The sequence below is a fragment of the Gottfriedia sp. NPDC057948 genome (assembly GCF_042887255.1).
Classification (GTDB): Bacteria; Bacillota; Bacilli; order Bacillales; family Bacillaceae_G; genus Gottfriedia.
The window spans coordinates 192,212-211,819 of sequence record NZ_JBHVPN010000001.1 but is presented as its reverse complement, the minus strand read 5'-3'; the positions used below and the strand labels follow the sequence as shown (position 1 = coordinate 211,819).

The following is a 19,608-nucleotide window of genomic DNA, read 5'->3' as shown; positions in this document are numbered from 1 at the left end:
TGTAAGGAAAATTCATTGATAGTAGAATCAAATTCACCTGCAATAATGTTCCCTTTTCACGAACAGCCTCTCTCAAAGTCAGTATAGGATAGTTTTCCTACAGAATATGTTAAATAAATCAATACTAAATAGAAGCAGCTCATTCGTTTATTAAAAAAGAGGTGCGACTTATTGTTGGTGTTTATGGACTGATCAAATAGATTAAAAGGCTTCAGTTATTGATACGGAATAGCCTAAGCTTTCTAATCTTCGAACCGAATGGCAACTATAGATTCCTGTCTTTGTTTATCAAAGTAATCTTCGCCTAGGTCAAAAGGGCTTCCCAAAAGTCAGTTCTCCTAACTTAAGGGATAGCCCAATTTTTATTTATACATTTTTATTTGTGGTGCTTCAGTACTGTTACTCTGATTTAATTTACTGTTTTTATAACCGTAAGTAACATAAATTACTAAACCGATTACTAACCAAACCAAGAATCCCTTCCAAGTAAATGCTGAAAGTTGTAGCATTAAATATACACAGAATACAACAGCTAATACTGGTACTACAGGTACCCAAGGAGTTTTGAATCCGCGCTTTAAGTCTGGGCGAGTTTTTCTTAATACAAGAATACCAAGAGAAACAGCAGAGAAAGCGAATAGAGTACCGATATTTGTTAATTCAGCTAATTTGTTTAATGGAATTAAACCAGCAAATACAGCAACTAGTCCGCCAGTTACCCATGTACTAGTTACAGGAACTTGAGTTTTCTTGTTAACATTTGATAATTTTCCTGGTAATAAACCGTCTTTACTGATTGCATAGAATAGACGAGATTGTCCAAACATCATTACGATTAATACAGTTGTAATACCGATGATTGCGCCAAGTGAAATGAAACCAGCAGCCCAATCTTGATGAATAAATGCTAGTGCAAAAGCAACAGGGTCTTTAACACCTAATTGATCAAACGGAACGATACCAGTAAGAATTAATGAAACGACAATATATAAGATTGTACAAATTGTTAAAGCCGTGATAATACCGATTGGTAAGTTACGTTGAGGGTTTTTAACTTCCTCAGCTGCAGTTGATACTGCATCAAATCCAAAGTAAGCAAATACTACTACTGCAGCACCAGCTGTTACCCCATGGAATCCCATTGGCATAAATGGAGTCCAGTTATGCGGTTGAACGTACCAAACACCAACTACGATGAATAGTGCTACTACTGCTAATTTTACAATTACCATGATTGTGTTAAGTTTTGCTGATTCTCTAACACCTCTAGTAAGAATGAACGTTACTAGTAAAACAATGATTACTGCCGGTAAATCAATGAATGTATGTTTAGATGGATCAAATGCACTTGTTAAAGCTGTTGGAAGGTTTACTCCAAAACCATGTAATAAACTTTGGAAATAGCCAGACCATCCACTTGCTACTGCTGAAGATGCAAGTCCATACTCTAGTACCATATCCCAACCTAATATCCAAGCAATGACTTCACCAAAAGCAACATAACTATAAGTGTAAGCACTACCAGCTTCTGGAATCATAGATGCAAATTCAGAGTAACAAAGTGCAGCGAATGTACAAGCTAAACCTGCAATAATAAATGAAAGAATAAGTGCTGGACCAGCGTAATCAGCTGCTGCTACACCAGTTAAAACGAATATACCTGTACCGATGATGGCACCGATACCTAACATTGTAAGATCAAACGCCCCTAGAACTTGTTTAAGTGAACTAGGCGAACTGCTTGAAACTGATTTTTTTCGAAATAAATTCATATGAGCCTCCTCTAAATTCTTGTGCTACTTTTCCAATTTTAATTTTTTAATAGTTACATAGTTGTTTGTAAAAAATAGAAAATTCCGACAACTAAAACCAGAAAAATTTAATTGTTAGAATTAAACGATTTTTATCTTATCATACGATTTTTAATTATACAAAGCATTTTTCAACAAAAAAAAATATTCAGAAATTGTGCAGAACGACTATATTCAGATCATTTTCCATTTAATTTCACCTCCTAAATCATGCACTTAAAATTTTGGCCGTTTATATTAGATAATAAAATTTTGGGAACTTTTTAGTAAGGTATTTATTTCTATATAAAACTTGCTAAAATTAAATAAACAAAGACTTCATGGGCTTATTATCCCTACCCTTGTTACAACCTGACTACAATCCCTGCAATTTGAAGAAACAAATTTATTGGCTAATCCACCAACTGCTTTGATTCTAAATAGAGCGATTGAATGAATTTTTTCATGTTGATTCGGCTTTGATTAGTGCTTTTTTCACTTTTACCTTCAAGCTCTAACATTTTCTTTCGGACTTCCGAGAAATCGAAAAACGTGGATGAATACGCTTCGAATTTTGGATTCATGTAATCTGTTAATCCTAATGAGGCAATATGGATGAGCACATGGTAAATAGCTCTGCGAACCCGTTGTTCGGAGGCTTTCGATTCTTTTTGTATTTCCGCCTCGGTAGCCTGTTCTCCAAGCGATTTTTTGGCATTTCCATAAAATATTTCTTTTAGAGACGGAAAGATGTAGAAGGATCCAAACTTTTGTTTTTGGTATTGCAGGAATTCTAAAATATTCATCAAGTCTTCACTTCCGCTTTCTCCGATAATCCCTAAATCCGAAATCAATGAACGGCCGGCTTCGATTATGTTTTTTGAATGAGAAGAGCCGAATGGTGGCGACTGATGTCCTTTTAATAAAGTTAACGATTCTTGTATGCCTCGAATTGATTTTTCCAGAATCACCCGTTCGTTAACCTTTTTTAACACTCCTGAGATTTCAATCCTGTTTAACGGCTTAGTGATGTAGTATTCTGCTCCTAAACTATATACTTCCCCTATGAGCTCTTTTGCCTCTACTTGCGAAATCATCACAAATTTCCCCTTGAATTCAGAAGAAAGAACACGAATTGTTTCAATTCCATCCCTCTTTGGCATCAGTAAATCAATAAGTACTACGTCTACTTTTTTGAGCGCAAGCAAGTCATTGTCTACCAATGATCCGTCTTCTGCTTCACCCATCACTTTGCCTAAATCCTCATCCTCAATCAAATCTATCAGCATCGCTCTAATAGCTGGATCATCGTCAATAATAAAATAATTCATTTGATTTATCCTTTCTGTATCATCGCATTAATCGGGAGCTCGATAACAAATACTGTTTCTTTATGACTTTCTTTTAGCTTAATATGTCCGCCAAGCTTGTCCACGGTTAGTTTCACATATGAAAGTCCAATTCCTGTAGAAGGATTGCCGGAAGCATCATACTTAGATGTAAACCCCTCTTTAAAAATGACTTCTTTCAACTTCGGTGCAATGCCTGGTCCATTATCACAGACATGAAATTCTACAATCCAGTCTCTTCGAATGACATACAACGATACATGTCCCTCTTTCTCAATGGCTTCCACCGCATTTGCGATCAAGTTATTTATCAAAGATAATACCCTATATACATGATATGGCGGATGTTCCCCTTCGACGTGCATAGAAAACGAAATGTGTTTATTCAATAACTCTGCATACCGTCTATTGGAAACAAGGATAATGTTACTCAGTAACTCAATGCCCATGTAGTCCCCTAGCTTTTCAGTAGAAATCAACTGTGATAGTCCAGCATAAATTCGCTGATTATCTTTTTTTACTTCATGCACGAGACTTGCAATTTGCAGTGCGGTTTGGGAAAAATGGACATGAGAAACTTCCGATTTCAACCTACGATAAAAATCATAACTTATGCGGGTGATTTCTTCCGCATTTTGCATTGTTTTCTTAAGCTGTACCGATTCCTCATACAAATTCGAAATGAACAACAGCATTTGCTCGTTTTGTCTACGTTGATCTTCCACTGCCAATTTTGATTCTCTCAGTTTAAAAATGTTAAAAAAACCAAGTACAAAAAAACTTCGAATAAACGCGATAAAGATAATCTGTTCGATTGAGTGAAATGCAATCATTTTATCGGCTATCGAGTATCGAATCACCATTTCAACTAAACTTGCACCAATTTCTATGACCATTCCTAGTAATCCGATCATAAATGGCTTGTTATGCTGCTCATTCATCTTTGTAAAATGAAAGATGAAAGCGAACACGACGTAATAAAAGAGTACCGGAAAATGACTGTAAAATGCCTCATCAACCGGTATGTCACTGATTAGGACCGCCAAAAAAAACCGAAATACAAACACACTTGTCCCAGTCAAAATTCCTGCAATATTCGGGTGGATGCCCCTTCCCAATAACAAAAATAAGAAAAATGCCGGTGTCCCCAGGCTGACACGGAATGCATCATTGAACGGATAGAATTTAAACTCTCCAGCGAGCGGAACGGAAATCATCAAAAATACAACTGCTAAAATTCGTTCCTTCAGTTCGACACCTCCAAACATTAAACATTTTACTCAAACCTTTGGAAAATTGAAATAGTTGTGAGAAAATTATTTATTTTTTATTTTTTATTTGTAGGTTTTTGTATGATTCTGTATGATTTTGAGTGGTATCGCTTACATTCATATTCTTAATAAATTTGAAGGGGTGTATGGGATGAAAAAACTAAAACTTGGGTTAGCTTGGCAGATTGTAATTGGTCTCATTTTAGGTATCGCAGTTGGAGCTGCCTTTTATGGAAATCCAAATATTGAAGGATTCCTAAAACCGATTGGAGATATTTTTATTCGTTTAATCAAAATGATTGTTATTCCTATTGTTGTCTCAAGCTTAATTGTCGGTGTTGCCGGCGTTGGAAATATGAAAAAGCTTGGTAAACTCGGTGGTAAAACGATTTTATATTTTGAAATCATCACAACTATTGCCATCCTTGTTGGATTGCTAGCGGCAAATATCTTTCATCCCGGTAGCGGCGTTGATATGTCATCATTACAGAAAACAGATATCGGAAGCTATATACAAACAACCGAAACGACGAAAAGCCACGGTTTTGCTGAAACTTTCGTCAATATCGTTCCGCCAAATATCATTTCAGCAATGACAGAAGGAAACATGTTAGCCATTATTTTCTTCTCTGTTTTATTCGGACTAGGTGTGGCAGCGATAGGTGAAAAAGGAAAACCGGTCATAAAGTTTTTCGAGGGAACAGCTGAAGCAATGTTCTATGTGACAAATCTAATCATGAAGTTTGCTCCATTTGGTGTATTTGCATTAATTGGTATAACGGTATCAAAATTCGGTGTCCAATCACTGATTCCATTAAGTAAGTTAACGATTCTTGTTTATTCAACGATGATTTTCTTTGTGTTAGTTGTTTTAGGACTTGTTGCAAGATGGGCAGGCATAAACATTATTCATTTTATTAAGTTATTAAAAGATGAACTGATCCTTGCTTATTCAACGGCTAGTTCTGAGACTGTTTTACCTCGTATTATGAATAAAATGGAGAAATTTGGATGCCCTAAAGGAATCACATCGTTCGTTATCCCAACAGGATATTCTTTCAACTTAGATGGTTCTACGTTATATCAAGCATTAGCGGCCATTTTTATTGCGCAAATGTATGGTATTGATTTATCGATTAGCGACCAAATCTCACTAGTACTTGTATTGATAGTAACATCTAAAGGAATTGCAGGGGTTCCGGGAGTGTCGTTTGTTGTATTGTTGGCAACGCTCGGTACAGTTGGAATTCCGGTAGAAGGATTAGCGTTTATCGCAGGTATTGACCGTCTTTTAGATATGGCGAGAACAGCAGTTAACGTAGTAGGTAACTCGCTTGCGGTAGTTGTTATTTCTAAATCAGAAGGTCAATTCGATAAACAAAAAGCGCAAGCTTATATTAAATCACTTGATTCAGATAAACAAACAAATGTAGCATAATCTTTCTTAACATGATAATTGAGTAGACCTAGATTCACCGACTACTAAAATTACATGCATTGACTACATTTCTTAAGCCTTCTCGCTTTTTTAATATGAGATAAGCTCTTCTTCTTGTAATCAACTAATCTATATAACAACAAATAATCGTTTAAATTAAATGCCTGTATCTTCAAAGTAATTTTCGATACAGGCTCTTTTTACCTATTTACATTGTTATGTTTAGACTGACAAAAAAGAGAAACTCACAGGAGAAAGAGTTTCCCTAATAAGTAGGTGATATTGGTAAAAAAGTAAAATGTAACTGTTCTTTATTATATAAAAATTATTATGTATTGTATTCGTTATTCGCTTTTGTTATTGGAAATATCTTCAATATTCATACCACTAAAACATTACGTTTAAGAATAGCCTTAGTTAACCCTGTATAGGCAACTTCATATTCTGATTTCTCGTTCCAAAACCTAAAGCAATCGCAGCGCCAATACAGCAAAAAAAGCAACCAGCAATCAAATACACTGATGGATCAGACTCGCCGATTAAAACAGAGGCCACTCCACCAATTGCGGGGAAAAGGGCGACCATATAGCCACTTTGAGCTCCTCCAATTTTTTCTACTAGCTTCAAATAGAATAACCATGCAGCAAAAGAAGCAACCAATGTTAAATATAACAACGCAGATAAGTACGTAAAAGATGTTGGAAAAATAAATTCTTTCCCTTGAAACAATATTATTGCTCCCATCAATAAACTGCCCACTGTAAATCCAATTGCATTTGCATAAATGGGATCAACCTTGCGATTTGCATTTCTTGCCGAGCATGCGTCACCAACTGCTGTTAGGAGAGTACCTAGGAAAGCGAAAATAATTCCTTTTATGTCATGGAACCCTTGAAAATTTTCCAGTGTCGGATAAATTAGAATACACACTCCCACTACACCAAGAATACCTCCAATTAGAACTCTCGAATGTAATTTTTCTTTTAAAAAAATCCGGAGAGCAATCGGAGTTAAAATCACTTTTAAAGAAAATACCAATGTTACGATTGCTGCAGAACTCAAAATTGTAGCGTAATAAAGACAAAGATAGCTTAATGCAAAATTACAAATACCAAATGCTATCACAAACGGGATATCTTTACTTGTTGGTCTCCCCTTTGGTCGAATGAACAAAATAAGAACTAAAAATAAAAAGGCTGTCATAACTAGTCGAAAAGTTAAGGATAATTCTAAGCTTACTGGAGTTCCTTGAATTTTTACAGCAATAAAATTAAGTCCCCATACAATCATGCAAAAAATATACATAAATTTTATCATTAATATAACCTCTTCCTACTGTTCCTCCAGTAATTGTAACAAATCAAACTAAAGTAGTTCAAAAGATTCTCGATTCATTTCTTTCAATAATTTGCTTTTTAGTTCAATTAAAAAGCGACCTTCTATTGTGAAGTAGTCGAGTAGCCTTTAACCATTTTTGGCTTTCGGCCCGCAGTCGGGTAGAAAACAAGCGCGCGCAATCAATGATTATTGAGTCACGTTTCTTGTAGCCCCCCTACGATCCTGGACGGTCGGATTTCCCGAGTCCGGTTCTGACCTTGGTTATCATCACATACTCGCCTTCCCTTGTAACCGCAGGATTAAATGTTGGTACACATATTCCCCCATCAGTTATTGGTTTACTTGTATGCTAGTCAGTGAACAAATAAAAAGCTCTGTGTCTTTGTATGTTCTGACTACCCAAGTGCCCAGAGGTCCTTCGCTCCATCATAGGAGTTACCTTGATAGAAGTGTAATTATCTTACGCTTAGGAAGGCATTACCCTTCCCTCATGGCTACTACGACCTCATGCGCCAGTCCTAAATCATCCTACCATTTTCTATTAGCCTCTTATATGATAGGTCTCTATTGGTAAGTACCTTCCCAATTTGAAGTAGGACCTTCCCGTCGTTATCTCTGAGAACCTTTCCCTAGATGCTAGAACCCTTGCCCCGGCTGCCCTTACGGTGCTTTTGACCGTTTCTTCCCGTAAGGCATCGGTCTTCCCCCGTTAGATAAAGGTCGACGCTAAGCAAATCATCCCTCAAAACAGTTTCATAGAGGGGCGTAGATTTCGGGACTGCAGTATTCGTTAATTCCTTCTGGCCTCTAGGTTTGCTCGCCACACAGACTGTTCCGACCTTATTCTCTCTGTGTAGAATAGGCCGCCGTGACTTTTACTTCCAAGCAGAACGTAGTTCGTTACCTCCCTACGCATTGGATATGCTAGTCATCCGAATCGGTCAATTGATGACAGGAGACTTTCACTTCATAAGATTCTCAGCCTTGACGGCTGCTCCACCTAACTGTCTACGCTTAAAGATTAAAGTTACCTTTAATCCTCCAAGACTCGCTACGAGCGAATGGCTAGTTCTTACTCGACGGGAATCCCACCCGTTATATGATACGACCTATGCTCGGCCGCACACGCATGCGTTAGTATATAAGAAGCAAAAAAGGACCTATCGGAGAAAATCCTTTTTTTAAAATTAAACACCTGTCCATTTCTTTTTATTTGTCCAATCATAGGATGTAGAGAAGAAATTAAAAGGAAAAGGTGTTGTTATAATGGGTTGCAACTGTAACAATGAAAGAAATAACGAAAGAAATAATGATAGAAACAGAAGAAGGGATAGAGATTTTACGTTTAATGCGAAAATCACGATTGATAAAGATGAATTCTGTCGTGCAGTAAATCGTTGCAATGATGATCGTGATCAAAACGATGACAGAAGTCGCAAAAATTCTGGTTGGGATAATTGGTAATTTTCGTACCTAACCGCGATAAAAATTTGAGCGAATTAGTACAAGCTAGTGGGGAAATAACTTATATTAGACTTACTCATTTAAAGTCTATACATTTCCCATAATGCAATAACAAAAAAGAATCTTCATAAAAGATTCTTTTTTTTATGAAATAACAAAGTATCCTCTCTTCAAATTTTGTGATTGTTTTTGACTAAATTTATTTTAGCTATCCTTACAAAAAGAAGGATGATGGCTGGAATTTGTTATTTCAAAAAATCAACTTATTTATACTACATGCAGGAGAAAATATAAGCTTTAGATAGTTTAAAAAACTTATATGTTACTTTCGGTCGTCACGATCTTTCCTTCTTAATCCTAATAACCCAGCTAACCCCAATAGTCCAAGCCAACCCCAATCATGATCGTTATCATCGTTTGTATTCGTAGTGTTAGTCACAGGTGTTGGATTGTATCGATTATTCATATTGTTTGAGTACCTATTATTATCAGCTGAGGCATTATTAGTTAAAAATGATAGCGATAATACTATTGAAAATAAAACCAAACACAATCTTCTCAATTAATTCACCACCTTTTTTTTTAGTATAGGAGCATTAATATTTTGAGTAGTAAACGTGAAAACAACCATGGTAAATAAACCCATATTATAAAAAAATCGAGAATAATTTCTTATTTTTTGATAAAGAATAGTTTTGAATCTATTCCGCGAAAAGGAGAATAGCATGAATCTAATAATGAAGGGAAGTAAGATAATTATGGGTATTTTAAGTGGAAATCCACAAGATGAGCCTTTACATTATGGTGAAGTATTTGGATTATGGAGCGCTGTATCAGTCGCGAAAGCAGCACTGGATGGATATCAAGTCTATATAAACCATACTGGTGATCAAGAGTTGAAAGCATTTTTAAAACAAGTAATTGAATCATCAATTAAGCCTTCAATAAAGGAAATAGAAGAAATATTACTACATAACGATATCGCGGTTCCTCCTACACCAGCAGAACGACCTGAAGCAGATCTTGAACAAATCCCAGCTGGAGCAAGATTACAAGATGCGCAAATAGCATATATTGTAGCAGCCGATATAGCAGCAGGTGTTGTAGCAAGTAGTCAAGGAATGAGTCAATCAATTCGTGAAGATGTTGGGTTATTTTATGGACAAATGGGTGCTAAAAAAGCAAAGGATGGAGCACTATTACTCCAAATGATGAAAGATAAAGGTTGGTTGGTCCCACCGCCTCTTCATCATGAAACAAAACAACAATAATAATAACAAGTCAATAAAATTTGCAAGTGAAAATATAAGGAGTAATAAAATGGAACATGGAAAAGTAAAGTGGTTTAATGCAGAAAAAGGTTTTGGTTTCATAGAACGTGAAAATGGTGAAGATGTATTCGTTCATTTCTCTGCAATTAAAAGTGAAGGGTTTAAATCCTTAGATGAAGGTCAAGCAGTTACTTTCGAAGTAGAGAATGGTCAACGTGGTCCACAAGCAACAAATGTTCAAAAAGCATAAATAAAATAAAGCAGGCTTAATAATATAAAAGGGTAGAAAAAAGTATTTTTTCATGTTAAAAAGATACTTTCTTTATATAATTTGTTGGTTATTCTTAATAAGTTAAGGATAGATATTCACTTTTATTAGCTAGTTTAATCCTATAAAAATTAACGACTGTTCTATAATTGGAAAATAATAAATTTCGTAACTGGACAGTCGATAAGTTTTTTTCAAGAAAGAATTGATAAGAAATAAATAGCCCCTGTATCAAAAAAGATACAGGGGCTATTTATTAAGAAAGAAAAACGGTTTCCTATTTAATTTAAGAAATTTATGATCTAGTCCTTTAAAGTGCTTACTAGCATCACTAACTTTTCTTTTTGTTCAACTTTCATAGTAAGTGCATTCTAAATCCGTTCAATACGTTCTTCTAATTTTGCTCCATTCGAATCAACTTGGAGTTTTATATCTGATAAATCACCAAATACCCATCTTTTTAATTCTCTTTCAGATTGTTCTAGATTGAATTCTAGATAGGTTATTTCTTCGAAGCTTCTTCTCAAAGCTTCTCTTGTTTTTATCCAAAAATAAGCCATATTAAATAAACTAGATTTGTATTCATTAATTTGATTTCCATCTAATTTAGATACTTTCAAAAATATCACTTCCTTCTAAAAAAATATTTCTGCCCCATTAACCCTGTTTCTTAAAATCTATATTCTGTTATACAATAAAAAAACCCTTGAATATCAAGGGTTTTTTGGTATGATCCAACTGGACTTGAACCAGCGACCCCTACACAGAGTACGAGTATTATACAGTAATTATGAATATTTTAGTTCAATTAAGTCCAGTAAATCAAGCGGTTGATGAAATTTTATTCATTGCAACTCTTTTAATTCTATTGTTTCTATTATGTCCGTGCAATTTCTGTGCATTTGAAAAGTAAAGCTTTATTATGAGGTAGGGTGAATTGCACAAATTTAAAATTGTAGAAGAAATCACAGAATTTCACAATTACTTAAACCCTTTGAAAACAAAATTATAAATGACTACATGGAAAAATATAATCATCATGAACATCTGCTTCGATTAAGCGAAGCGCTAGTAGATCTTAGTAAAAATAGAAATTACGATCCTACATTTTGAAAAATCGAAAAAACGGATTGGGCTGAATGAAATAAGTATGTATAAATTTTTTACACTGTCTTTCTCTTATCAAGGCTCTGTTAAAGTAAAATCTTAATATATAATAACTGAAAAAGACTACTTAATTTTGACAGTCCTTTCACAATCCTATTTGAACTAATGCCAGTCAGTTCAATGAGGAATTTCAATTTGATTAACTTTTAAATAATTCTTTCCCATCCTATTTTGAATCGACTTGTGTTTTAAAGCGTTTAGAAAAAATTAATAGCCAATTATGACTATCCAGACTAATTGTGTTGAGTATAGGAATAAAACTAAACGATAAACTCCGGGATTCATTGAACACCGGAGTTTAAACCTTATATTCTATTGCAATAGCTTATTACTTGTTTATTTTTTAAAGATGCTGTTCACATCTCGATTCGTATTTAGCAGGTCTTCAACTGATGGCAGACCGGAAATATACCCTACGCCACCTGTACGATCAATACCGATTTCAGTTTCCATTGCTTTAATTAATTCAGCTTTATTAACAGCTGTAATGTTTTTACCCTCTAATTCATCACCTGGATGCTGGAAGTTACTCATAATATAGGAGAACCCATTACGATTGTCGATGGCAGACAAACCTGTTGATTCTGCTCCTGCAGGATTCGATAAAATCCTTGATAATTCTTTGGTGTCAACATTATAAGCCCATACGTAGTTATTTGTATGCATGCCGCTGTCCTCACCAATGAATAATGTTCTTAGTGCTTCTGAGTAGCTTAAGTTGTCGGGATTCGCTATTTTTCCCACATTAGCTGTGTTCCCATATGCATCTGGACCAGGTAAATCCTCACCTTTTATTAATCCTAACATATTGGCTGCAATATATTGACTGTGAATCTTTTGTCCGCTACTGTCTTTTTGATCACCTGTCAAATTCAATTGATAGGTAACCCCAGATTTAATTTTTGGCAATTTTATATCATCGGAAGGATCACTAGCATTTTCAAGCATACCATTGCTTTGGTCCGAAATGGCAATATACACTTTCTTATCTTTTTCGTTTAAAGTAACACCTTCCATTTTATTGAATTCGGAGGTAGCACCAAGCATAGCTGCATAACGACGAGATTCTAAAAATGCTGCTGCCTTTTCCATTCCAGGCTTTACTTTTAGGTATTCTGTTTTTCCATATGTGTATTGCTTAATCGCTTTGAATCCTTCTTTAGGTCCTCCAGCGATTTCAAAAATATCACTGAACTTCACGCCGCTATCGATTATTGCTTTGATTTCTTCGTCGGAAGCATGTCCTAATTTAATCCATTCCAAGTTTCCGGAACCGCCATTTTCCGTCCCGTTTTGATGGAATTTCGCGGCATAAAGTGTACCGGCAGAAAGATCCTTCTCTTTATCAGCTACATACATAAACATCGTTGTGTAGGAACCGTCATCACCAAAGAAAGCAGTGCGGTTATCAGGCATCATTTTCATTAATTCATGAGAAAAACGGCCGATACTGTAGTGTTTTGAAACGGAAGCTTCTCCATGATTGTCTACCTTAATTTCCGGAATAAATCCATAGAAATAAGGATTTGCTTTTAATTTGTCCCCAAAATAGAGCTGGGCAAAGCTTTCAACGGAAGTCCTTGCAGATGAGGTTGGATTTAGTTCAAAACTACGTGCATCCGGTTCATACTCTTCAGAACCTAAGTGGGTATTCCAAGGCGATAAAGAACCATTACAAGGGATCCAAAGACCGTTTACGCTAGAGAAGTCAATTTTACTTACACTTGTAGGAGTGAGTTTGCCTGAATTCTTATCCTGCTGAATAGTTGATAAAGACATCGAAGCAGGAACGATTCCATAAGCAGACTTACCCGCGGCATCAAATGTTTGATATTCATAATGGGTGACCATATAAATCTTTCCACCAATAGGGTTTAACAGACTATTGGCATCGGGAGCATCAGATACAAAATATGTAGAGTTTCCTGCTACACTTTTATCAACAATCGGTTTCCCGTTCACATCAATAGGTGTACCAGCTGGAATGAACTCTCCATTGTTCATTACGATTTTATCTTCAGATTTGAAAAGCCTGTTATATGAAAGCGGGAAATTCTTTACTTCACCATTACTATATTTTACATCCAGAGATGCGTTCGAATAGGTTTGAACCATCTTATCAATAGTTTTTGGCGCATCCATCCCATTAAATTTTACAGAATCAATCGTTACATGTCCTTTATTTTCCATGGCTGAAACCGGCATTACAGCGGGAATCGTTAATGCTAGTGCTAATACTATCGTTGCTCTTTTTTTAGTCAAACGTCCTTTTTTCATAATTCTCCTCCTTGGATCTTTTCTAAAATCTATTTAACAAGATTAGAATAGTAGGAGTGTGTCATATTACTTTAGTAATATTGTAAATATTTTGTTAGTTTTTGTAAATTACCGTGACGTGAATCTGGCGATCGATCCGGTGACGGCTTGTATATCCGTTATAGGAAACATAAAAAGGCAGCGCCCAATGGGCTTGCTGCATTACTTTAAAATGAGTTGCGAGATTCACTCTACATGTATAGTTTGTATATGGCAATTCCTAAGATGCTGGTGAGTTTATCTTTTGGAACGCTTACTTAAAAATGCAGAGTGTTTTATTTACAATTCAGTTTTATAGGTACTTACGGTTTTTTCAACTTTTCCAAGATCAGATAATTACCGATTTTGATCAGCTTTAAACTTAGCGACTTTTTCTCCCATAACAATTCTGTTGGCTGATTTCAGCTAAACTGGAATGCTGTTAATCAATCTTTCAATATTGAAGATAATCAAGAATTAGTCTCAAATGCTCGTGAACTTTGGATTGGAGCGTATCATATTATCTTTTAATAACCATTCCTTCTAGCATTGAGATTTTCTTCTAAAATAGATAAATTTTCTTTATGAAGACCACATTATTGTTAACAAGTCCCATATTTTGTCGTCAATCAAACTGAAGGATCAAACCTGAGTGCTGTTAAGTTATCACAAGGTGAGTGATAGAATTTTGTTTGGCCCTCATGAAGTGTCATTGTCAGCAACGATAACTAAGTGACATAGAGTGTTGAGTTGAAAGAACTGAGCAACTTGGCAAATATGGTAGACATCATCTGCCTAATATTTTTCAAAAAACAACGTTTTTGAAAAACTACCCGAATTCATTCCAGAACCCGGGTAGTTTGCGTTGTCTTTTTTATAAAAATATCACTTAACATATGTAATTAAGCCGGTTGAGTTACTAATTATATGTTTGACTTTGCTAATCGTACCCAGCAGATCTCGTCTAACCTCGGTGGATGAACTTTTTTTATTACGGGAAGAAAATCACCCAATCGATCACAACATCATTATTTAATTTAATTGCAATTGTTCCGCCCCACATTTTTGTTTATTTGATAAATCACCCACAATGATTTTTAAATTCTCATGTTTGATTGAGATTGAATTTTCTCGGCGAACATATGCGGTCACAGCATCACCGTTTTGAAGAGCTCTATTTAATACTAGTTGAACAAGATGATTTTCTAGATATGTCTGAATAAAAATAACTTAGTACATACTGATTATTGGTTATTAGAAGTATTAATTGACTAGAGGTGAAAGAGAATGATTCATCATCCCCCCGCGAATTTTACAATAAGTCTTCTTAAAAATATTGAAACAATCAAGGAACAATTGAACCATACAACTGAATTAGTTGTCCGAACGATTCGAATCGGTGAAACCAAATACAATCTAGCACTCGTCTATCTAGATGATCTCGTGAATACTGATGTGATTCGCGACTTCCTCATTACACCGTTGTTTTTATTTCGAAAAATGGAAAAAAGTGATACGGGATCGTTTATCGACCACTTAGCTTCTGAACACATAAGAGTTTCTTCAGCTGAAATGGTGTCATCTTTCGAGGACGCACTGAACGGGATCGTCCGAGGGCAAACACTGATTTTAGTCGATGGATTTGACAGTGGGATCATTGCGGAAACTGCTCAATGGGAAAAACGTTCGGTTGAACAAAGTAGCAGACAGCGTTCACCAGGTGGTCCAATGATTGGACTGTCGGAGCTATTAAAAGTGAACTTGAATTTAATACGTAATATTATTCAGTCACCGAGTTTATGTGTAGAAACAAAGCAAATTGGGCGCTATACAAAAACGGAGGTTTCAATTGTGTATTTGAAAGATAAAGTCGATAGAATCGCGTTAGAAAAAGTACGAACGCGAATTGACATATTGGATGTCGAATACGTTCTAGAAGGTAGAGTGGTGGATGAGGCATTAGAAGGAAGGAAAAAAACCATCTTTCCGCTTGTATTTATTACCGAGATGCCAGATATTGTAGCTGCCTCTTTATATGAAGGGCGAATTGCTGTACTCGTCAATGGCACGCCGACCGCTTCCATTGTTCCTTCTTTATTCGTTCAGTATATGGCACAGCCGAACGAATACTATCTGAAAGCTGGAAAACTTTCTAACCGATTGATTTTATTTTTTTGTTACTTTCTGACAGTCTGCTTACCGGGAATCTATGTTGCAGTCGCTAACTTTCATTCCAATTGGTTTCCTTCCAAGTTTGCCAAAGATTATTTCACAGCATCAGATACAATCCTCTCCTATTTTTGGGAAGTATCGCTATTTATGATTATTTTATACGTTTTGATGCTCACTTCTTTTCGGATTCAAACTGATATCATCATTGTGGCTTCTTTAGTTGGAACTATGATGATTAGTTCGACAGCAGTTGATGCCGAACTAGTCCATCCTCTTAGTTTAATCATTGTAGGAATGACATTTCTGGCCAGCTTACTGTTCTCAACTGGTGGTATGGCGAGTGCAGCGCTTACATTACGTTATCCATTTTTATTACTAGGAAATTTTATTGGGTTGTCAGGAATGGGAGTTGGATTCATTTTGTTGATACTTTATATGGCAAGCTTACGATCTGTCGGTGTTCCGTATTTAGCACCACTAATCCCGTTTCGACCACAAGAATTCAAGGATGTCTTTTATCGTGGAGACTTAAAAAGGCTGATTAACAGTCCACACAAGTATCCTCATGATGATAAGGAATAATACTTAGTAACCTATCATCAACGAAAAAAGGATCTTCGATTGAGGATCCTTTTTTGCTGTTGATTGAACCAAACTGCTTGTTAGCACAATAAAAAGAGCTGCAATGGTAACCCTTGATTTTCAACTATCGCATGCGTTAGCCATCCATGCATCCTCAGATTCACAACATTGAATGGAAGTTTATAACGTACTCCCATGGTAGTTCAATAAGATATTAAAGTTTATTTTTTAAAGGTGCGTTTATAATTTTAATTTTGTCTTAAAGAAGACTACAAAACTTACGGACTATTCGATTGCATATCTTGAGTAGCTTCTTTTATCGTCCCAATCACCGAAATGACTGAGCCAATTGCTTGGATCCAACTACCTGTTATTTCTAATGTTTCTGAATTCTCATTGTTATTTCTTAAATAGGGCTCATAACCATAGCCATTCTTTTTCTTTTTATTTACTATTCCATTAGGACTGTATGAATTTTCATTTTCATTGTCATCATCGTTGTTTCCACTTTTATTTAATTCATATGTCCCACCTATAGCTTGCAATGAGTTTCCTGTGGCTTGCAAAAAGTTCCCTATAAGGTTTTCTGAATGCCCAGGAAAGGGGGCGAGCTCAAGTCCATGGCCAAAATTAATTGCTCCACCTAAAGCTTGTATCCAGTTACCAGTGATGAATAGTTTTTGGTCTATTTCTTTTTTAAAGTCAATAACCAATCCCGTAACTACAATAGAATTTCCAATTGACTGAAATTCCTTCCCAACAGTTCTAAGGACATTCCCTTGTACATCAGCTTGTAAAGCATTTCCACCTGCCTGTAAAACATTTCCCAATAAATTTAAGTCATTTCGCAAATTACTTTTTATAAAGTACAATGGCGTAGAACTGAGTGCAGCTGAAATCGTTCCGACAGCTACGATCACAGAACCAAATATTGATATAAATACGCTTCCCATGTCAACCGCCAACCTGCCAATAGGTCATATAATTTGTAATGCTTTTTCAATCATTTAGGTATATAGGAAAAACCAGGATATTTCACTACAGGCCATTTCTCTTTGCGTAAAGCACTTATTAATTCTGGTCCTACATTTAAGTTGCTTTGTATTAATTCATTTGGAGTTAACGCCATCCACTGATTTAGTGACACATCTTCAAAACGGTCACTTTTAAATATTTCTAAAACCCATAATGTATCGGTCCCCGTGTGTTGAATATAGTGTCCAGTTGCAAAGGGAACATATCCGACATCACCAGCTCGATAGTCAAATGTGCGAGCTGCTCCGTTTTCAGTAAATACAGTCATTCTTCCTTGTCCCGTAAGATAATACTGCCACTCATCGTTGTTCGGGTGCCAATGAAGTTCCCTCATTCCACCAGGTTCAATTTCTACGAGTGCTGCAGCTACAGTTTTAGAAATTGGAAAATTAGTAGAGTCCACAATTCGAACGCTGCCACCAGGGGTTTTGATGGGTGTTTGTTTAAAGAGCTCATGCTTAAAGGTTAAAGGAACTTCTCCATATGGTGACTGGACTTCTTGACTTTCAATCGCACCTGGTACCTCTCCTTGATAAATATAGACCTGCCCTGAAGGAATAGTGCTAAACGCACTCTCGGGTACACCAAAATTAGACGACAAAACCTCTTTTGGAGTGTGTGCGAACCAAGATGAAATGGATAAGGTGGACAAATCGGAAAAGTTTCCATCATCGAAGACTAGCAGAAATTCACAATCCTCTAACCCTTGAATTGAATGTGGGATACCAGCTGGAAAGTACCATAAATCCCCTGGACCCACGTCTGCAATAAAATTTTTCCCATTTTGATCAACTGAGGTGATGCGTGCCCTTCCTAATAGCATAAAAGACCATTCTGCTTGTTTATGCCAGTGGAGTTCTCGTACTCCCCCTGCTGTTAAGCTCATATTTACTCCCGCAAGTGTGGTCGCTATAGGTAACTCCCTAGCAGTAACCTCTCTGGACCATCCACCGTGTTTTAAAATCATAGAAGTATCTGAGAATGAGAATTTTAAGTTAGGGACCAAGCCATTATCTGTAATAGGTGGGACTAGCATATCTGGATTTTGAATATCACGCATAATATTACGTGGACCATTGTCAACCCCACCAGCTCCATCACTTCTGATTGGTTGAGGAATATTACCAGTTGTTGATCGAATAACTCTTTTTTCCATCAAACCACCTCTATGTTAGTTAAAATTCAGAAAAAAATCATTCTCGTATTATTATGTATTGAGTTTCGAATGTGTGCCTATCTTTAATTCACACCATAATTAAAAGCTTTTTAAAGGTACATTTAAACTATAACAAGATTGATTTTTCCATTTAATATAAAAAAGTAAAAGGATCATTGATCTTGGTCAAATATTTTTTGAAGGAACTTCAGCCCCTACAACGAAAGGATTTAACTGCTGGTTTATTCCTGCAACCAATGTAAGATTCCTTGATGCCTTAGTGTCTTCTGTCCAAGTTGTTTTCAACTCCAAATAAAAAATGATGAGACCACATATTATTTCTTGAGTAGTTTGAATATCCCAGATATTTTACTATAAACTGTTTTTCCTTTTGCAGTCTGTTTATTAATTCAGGTCCTACATTTAGATTATCTCGAATTAGTTGAAGAGGTGTAATCGCTATCCATTGATTTAGAGAAAGGTCTTTAAAGGGGTTACTCTTAAATGTCTCCAAAACCCACAAGGTTTGATCACCAGTATTCTGAATATAATGCCCCAAATCCAAACGGTACATATCCTACATCCCAAGCACGATAATCGAAAGTACGGGCAGTACCATGTGGTGCAAAAGCGATCATGCGCACCGTACCTGAAATATAATACTGCCCTTCATCATTGTTTGGATGCCAATGCATTTCTCTCATTGCGCCTGGTTTAATTTCTAATAACGATGCGGCAATTGTTGTGGAAATAGGAAAGTTGATAGAATCGACTATACGCACCTTCCCGCCCCGGGGTTACAATCGACTCTTTAGCAAGTAGTCGATGTGTAAATGGTTTCGGTACCGTATGGGTCTTCAACCTTTTGACTTTCTATGACCGGGAACGTTTGCTTGAAAAATATATAGTTGATCATCAGGAATATTTGCAATAACACTTGTTTTTACACCGAAATTTGCCGACAGCACTTCCTTTGTGTGTGCGAACTACCCTCCCCCGCTTTTTGAATAAA

14 protein-coding genes and 1 pseudogene are annotated in these 19,608 nt (G+C 36.1%); 5 read left to right on the top strand and 10 right to left on the bottom strand.

Annotated elements, in window-relative coordinates; translation table 11 throughout:
• Positions 1–362: 362 nt before the first annotated feature.
• The 3 genes from bcaP to ACFVRR_RS01010 form a co-directional block, all read right to left on the bottom strand.
• Positions 363–1,772: a branched-chain amino acid transporter BcaP gene (gene bcaP, locus ACFVRR_RS01020; protein ID WP_387323761.1), complete on the bottom strand. Its 1,410-nt coding sequence runs from the start codon at positions 1,770–1,772 to the stop codon at positions 363–365.
• 431 nt (positions 1,773–2,203) lie between these two features.
• A complete protein-coding gene (locus ACFVRR_RS01015; RefSeq protein ID WP_387323759.1) occupies positions 2,204–3,121 on the bottom strand; it encodes a response regulator in 918 nt (305 codons plus the stop codon).
• 5 nt (positions 3,122–3,126) lie between these two features.
• Entirely contained in the window at positions 3,127–4,407 is a 1,281-nt protein-coding gene (locus ACFVRR_RS01010; protein WP_387323757.1) for an ATP-binding protein, read from the bottom strand.
• Between the two features lie 154 nt (positions 4,408–4,561).
• Here ACFVRR_RS01010 and gltP point away from each other — a divergent pair, with 154 nt between their 5' ends.
• Positions 4,562–5,848 carry a glutamate/aspartate:proton symporter GltP gene (gene gltP / locus ACFVRR_RS01005; protein ID WP_387323754.1) on the top strand — a complete coding sequence of 429 codons (1,287 nt, stop codon included), beginning with the start codon at positions 4,562–4,564 and terminating at the stop codon, positions 5,846–5,848.
• Positions 5,849–6,265: 417 nt separating this feature from the next.
• Here gltP and ACFVRR_RS01000 read toward each other — a convergent pair whose 3' ends face one another.
• Entirely contained in the window at positions 6,266–7,165 is a 900-nt protein-coding gene (locus ACFVRR_RS01000; RefSeq protein WP_387323753.1) for a DMT family transporter, read from the bottom strand.
• A gap of 1,287 nt (positions 7,166–8,452) precedes the next feature.
• Here ACFVRR_RS01000 and ACFVRR_RS00995 point away from each other — a divergent pair.
• Positions 8,453–8,650 carry a hypothetical protein gene (locus ACFVRR_RS00995; protein ID WP_387323750.1) on the top strand — a complete coding sequence of 66 codons (198 nt, stop codon included), beginning with the start codon at positions 8,453–8,455 and terminating at the stop codon, positions 8,648–8,650.
• A 322-nt stretch (positions 8,651–8,972) separates the two neighbouring features.
• Here ACFVRR_RS00995 and ACFVRR_RS00990 read toward each other — a convergent pair whose 3' ends face one another.
• Complete coding sequence (locus ACFVRR_RS00990) at positions 8,973–9,212, bottom strand: WGxxGxxG family protein (RefSeq protein WP_387323748.1); 240 nt, start codon at positions 9,210–9,212, stop codon at positions 8,973–8,975.
• Positions 9,213–9,408: 196 nt separating this feature from the next.
• Here ACFVRR_RS00990 and ACFVRR_RS00985 point away from each other — a divergent pair, with 196 nt between their 5' ends.
• Entirely contained in the window at positions 9,409–9,921 is a 513-nt protein-coding gene (locus ACFVRR_RS00985) for a DUF3231 family protein (RefSeq protein ID WP_387324896.1), read from the top strand.
• Positions 9,922–9,970: 49 nt separating this feature from the next.
• Positions 9,971–10,171, top strand: coding sequence for a cold-shock protein (locus tag ACFVRR_RS00980; protein ID WP_387323746.1), 201 nt, complete (start codon positions 9,971–9,973; stop codon positions 10,169–10,171).
• Positions 10,172–10,560: 389 nt separating this feature from the next.
• On the opposite strand, the gene ACFVRR_RS00975 is transcribed toward ACFVRR_RS00980, so the two are convergent.
• Positions 10,561–10,809, bottom strand: coding sequence for a hypothetical protein (locus ACFVRR_RS00975; RefSeq protein ID WP_387323744.1), 249 nt, complete (start codon positions 10,807–10,809; stop codon positions 10,561–10,563).
• 883 nt (positions 10,810–11,692) lie between these two features.
• Complete coding sequence (locus ACFVRR_RS00970; protein WP_387323741.1) at positions 11,693–13,633, bottom strand: PhoX family protein; 1,941 nt, start codon at positions 13,631–13,633, stop codon at positions 11,693–11,695.
• 1,305 nt (positions 13,634–14,938) lie between these two features.
• On the opposite strand from ACFVRR_RS00970, the gene ACFVRR_RS00965 reads away from it, so the two are divergent.
• Positions 14,939–16,405: a spore germination protein gene (locus ACFVRR_RS00965; RefSeq protein WP_387323739.1), complete on the top strand. Its 1,467-nt coding sequence runs from the start codon at positions 14,939–14,941 to the stop codon at positions 16,403–16,405.
• Between the two features lie 278 nt (positions 16,406–16,683).
• On the opposite strand, the gene ACFVRR_RS00960 is transcribed toward ACFVRR_RS00965, so the two are convergent.
• From ACFVRR_RS00960 to ACFVRR_RS00950, 3 genes and pseudogenes are all read right to left on the bottom strand, one after another.
• Complete coding sequence (locus tag ACFVRR_RS00960) at positions 16,684–17,358, bottom strand: DUF6944 family repetitive protein (RefSeq protein WP_387323736.1); 675 nt, start codon at positions 17,356–17,358, stop codon at positions 16,684–16,686.
• A gap of 50 nt (positions 17,359–17,408) precedes the next feature.
• Positions 17,409–18,596: an oxalate decarboxylase family bicupin gene (locus ACFVRR_RS00955; protein ID WP_387323735.1), complete on the bottom strand. Its 1,188-nt coding sequence runs from the start codon at positions 18,594–18,596 to the stop codon at positions 17,409–17,411.
• A gap of 277 nt (positions 18,597–18,873) precedes the next feature.
• A pseudogene (locus tag ACFVRR_RS00950) lies at positions 18,874–19,582 on the bottom strand (cupin domain-containing protein); the annotation flags it as partial.
• Positions 19,583–19,608 lie beyond the last annotated feature (26 nt).

Coding starts and splice junctions, on each gene's coding strand:
- ACFVRR_RS01010 (WP_387323757.1), bottom strand. CDS start 4,407: ATGTTTGGAGGTGTCGAACTGAAGGAACGAATTTTAGCAGTTGTATTT.
- bcaP (WP_387323761.1), bottom strand. CDS start 1,772: ATGAATTTATTTCGAAAAAAATCAGTTTCAAGCAGTTCGCCTAGTTCA.
- ACFVRR_RS00985 (WP_387324896.1), top strand. CDS start 9,409: ATGGGTATTTTAAGTGGAAATCCACAAGATGAGCCTTTACATTATGGT.
- ACFVRR_RS01015 (WP_387323759.1), bottom strand. CDS start 3,121: ATGAATTATTTTATTATTGACGATGATCCAGCTATTAGAGCGATGCTG.
- ACFVRR_RS01000 (WP_387323753.1), bottom strand. CDS start 7,165: ATGATAAAATTTATGTATATTTTTTGCATGATTGTATGGGGACTTAAT.
- ACFVRR_RS00995 (WP_387323750.1), top strand. CDS start 8,453: ATGGGTTGCAACTGTAACAATGAAAGAAATAACGAAAGAAATAATGAT.
- gltP (WP_387323754.1), top strand. CDS start 4,562: ATGAAAAAACTAAAACTTGGGTTAGCTTGGCAGATTGTAATTGGTCTC.
- ACFVRR_RS00980 (WP_387323746.1), top strand. CDS start 9,971: ATGGAACATGGAAAAGTAAAGTGGTTTAATGCAGAAAAAGGTTTTGGT.
- ACFVRR_RS00965 (WP_387323739.1), top strand. CDS start 14,939: ATGATTCATCATCCCCCCGCGAATTTTACAATAAGTCTTCTTAAAAAT.
- ACFVRR_RS00960 (WP_387323736.1), bottom strand. CDS start 17,358: ATGGGAAGCGTATTTATATCAATATTTGGTTCTGTGATCGTAGCTGTC.
- ACFVRR_RS00970 (WP_387323741.1), bottom strand. CDS start 13,633: ATGAAAAAAGGACGTTTGACTAAAAAAAGAGCAACGATAGTATTAGCA.
- ACFVRR_RS00955 (WP_387323735.1), bottom strand. CDS start 18,596: ATGGAAAAAAGAGTTATTCGATCAACAACTGGTAATATTCCTCAACCA.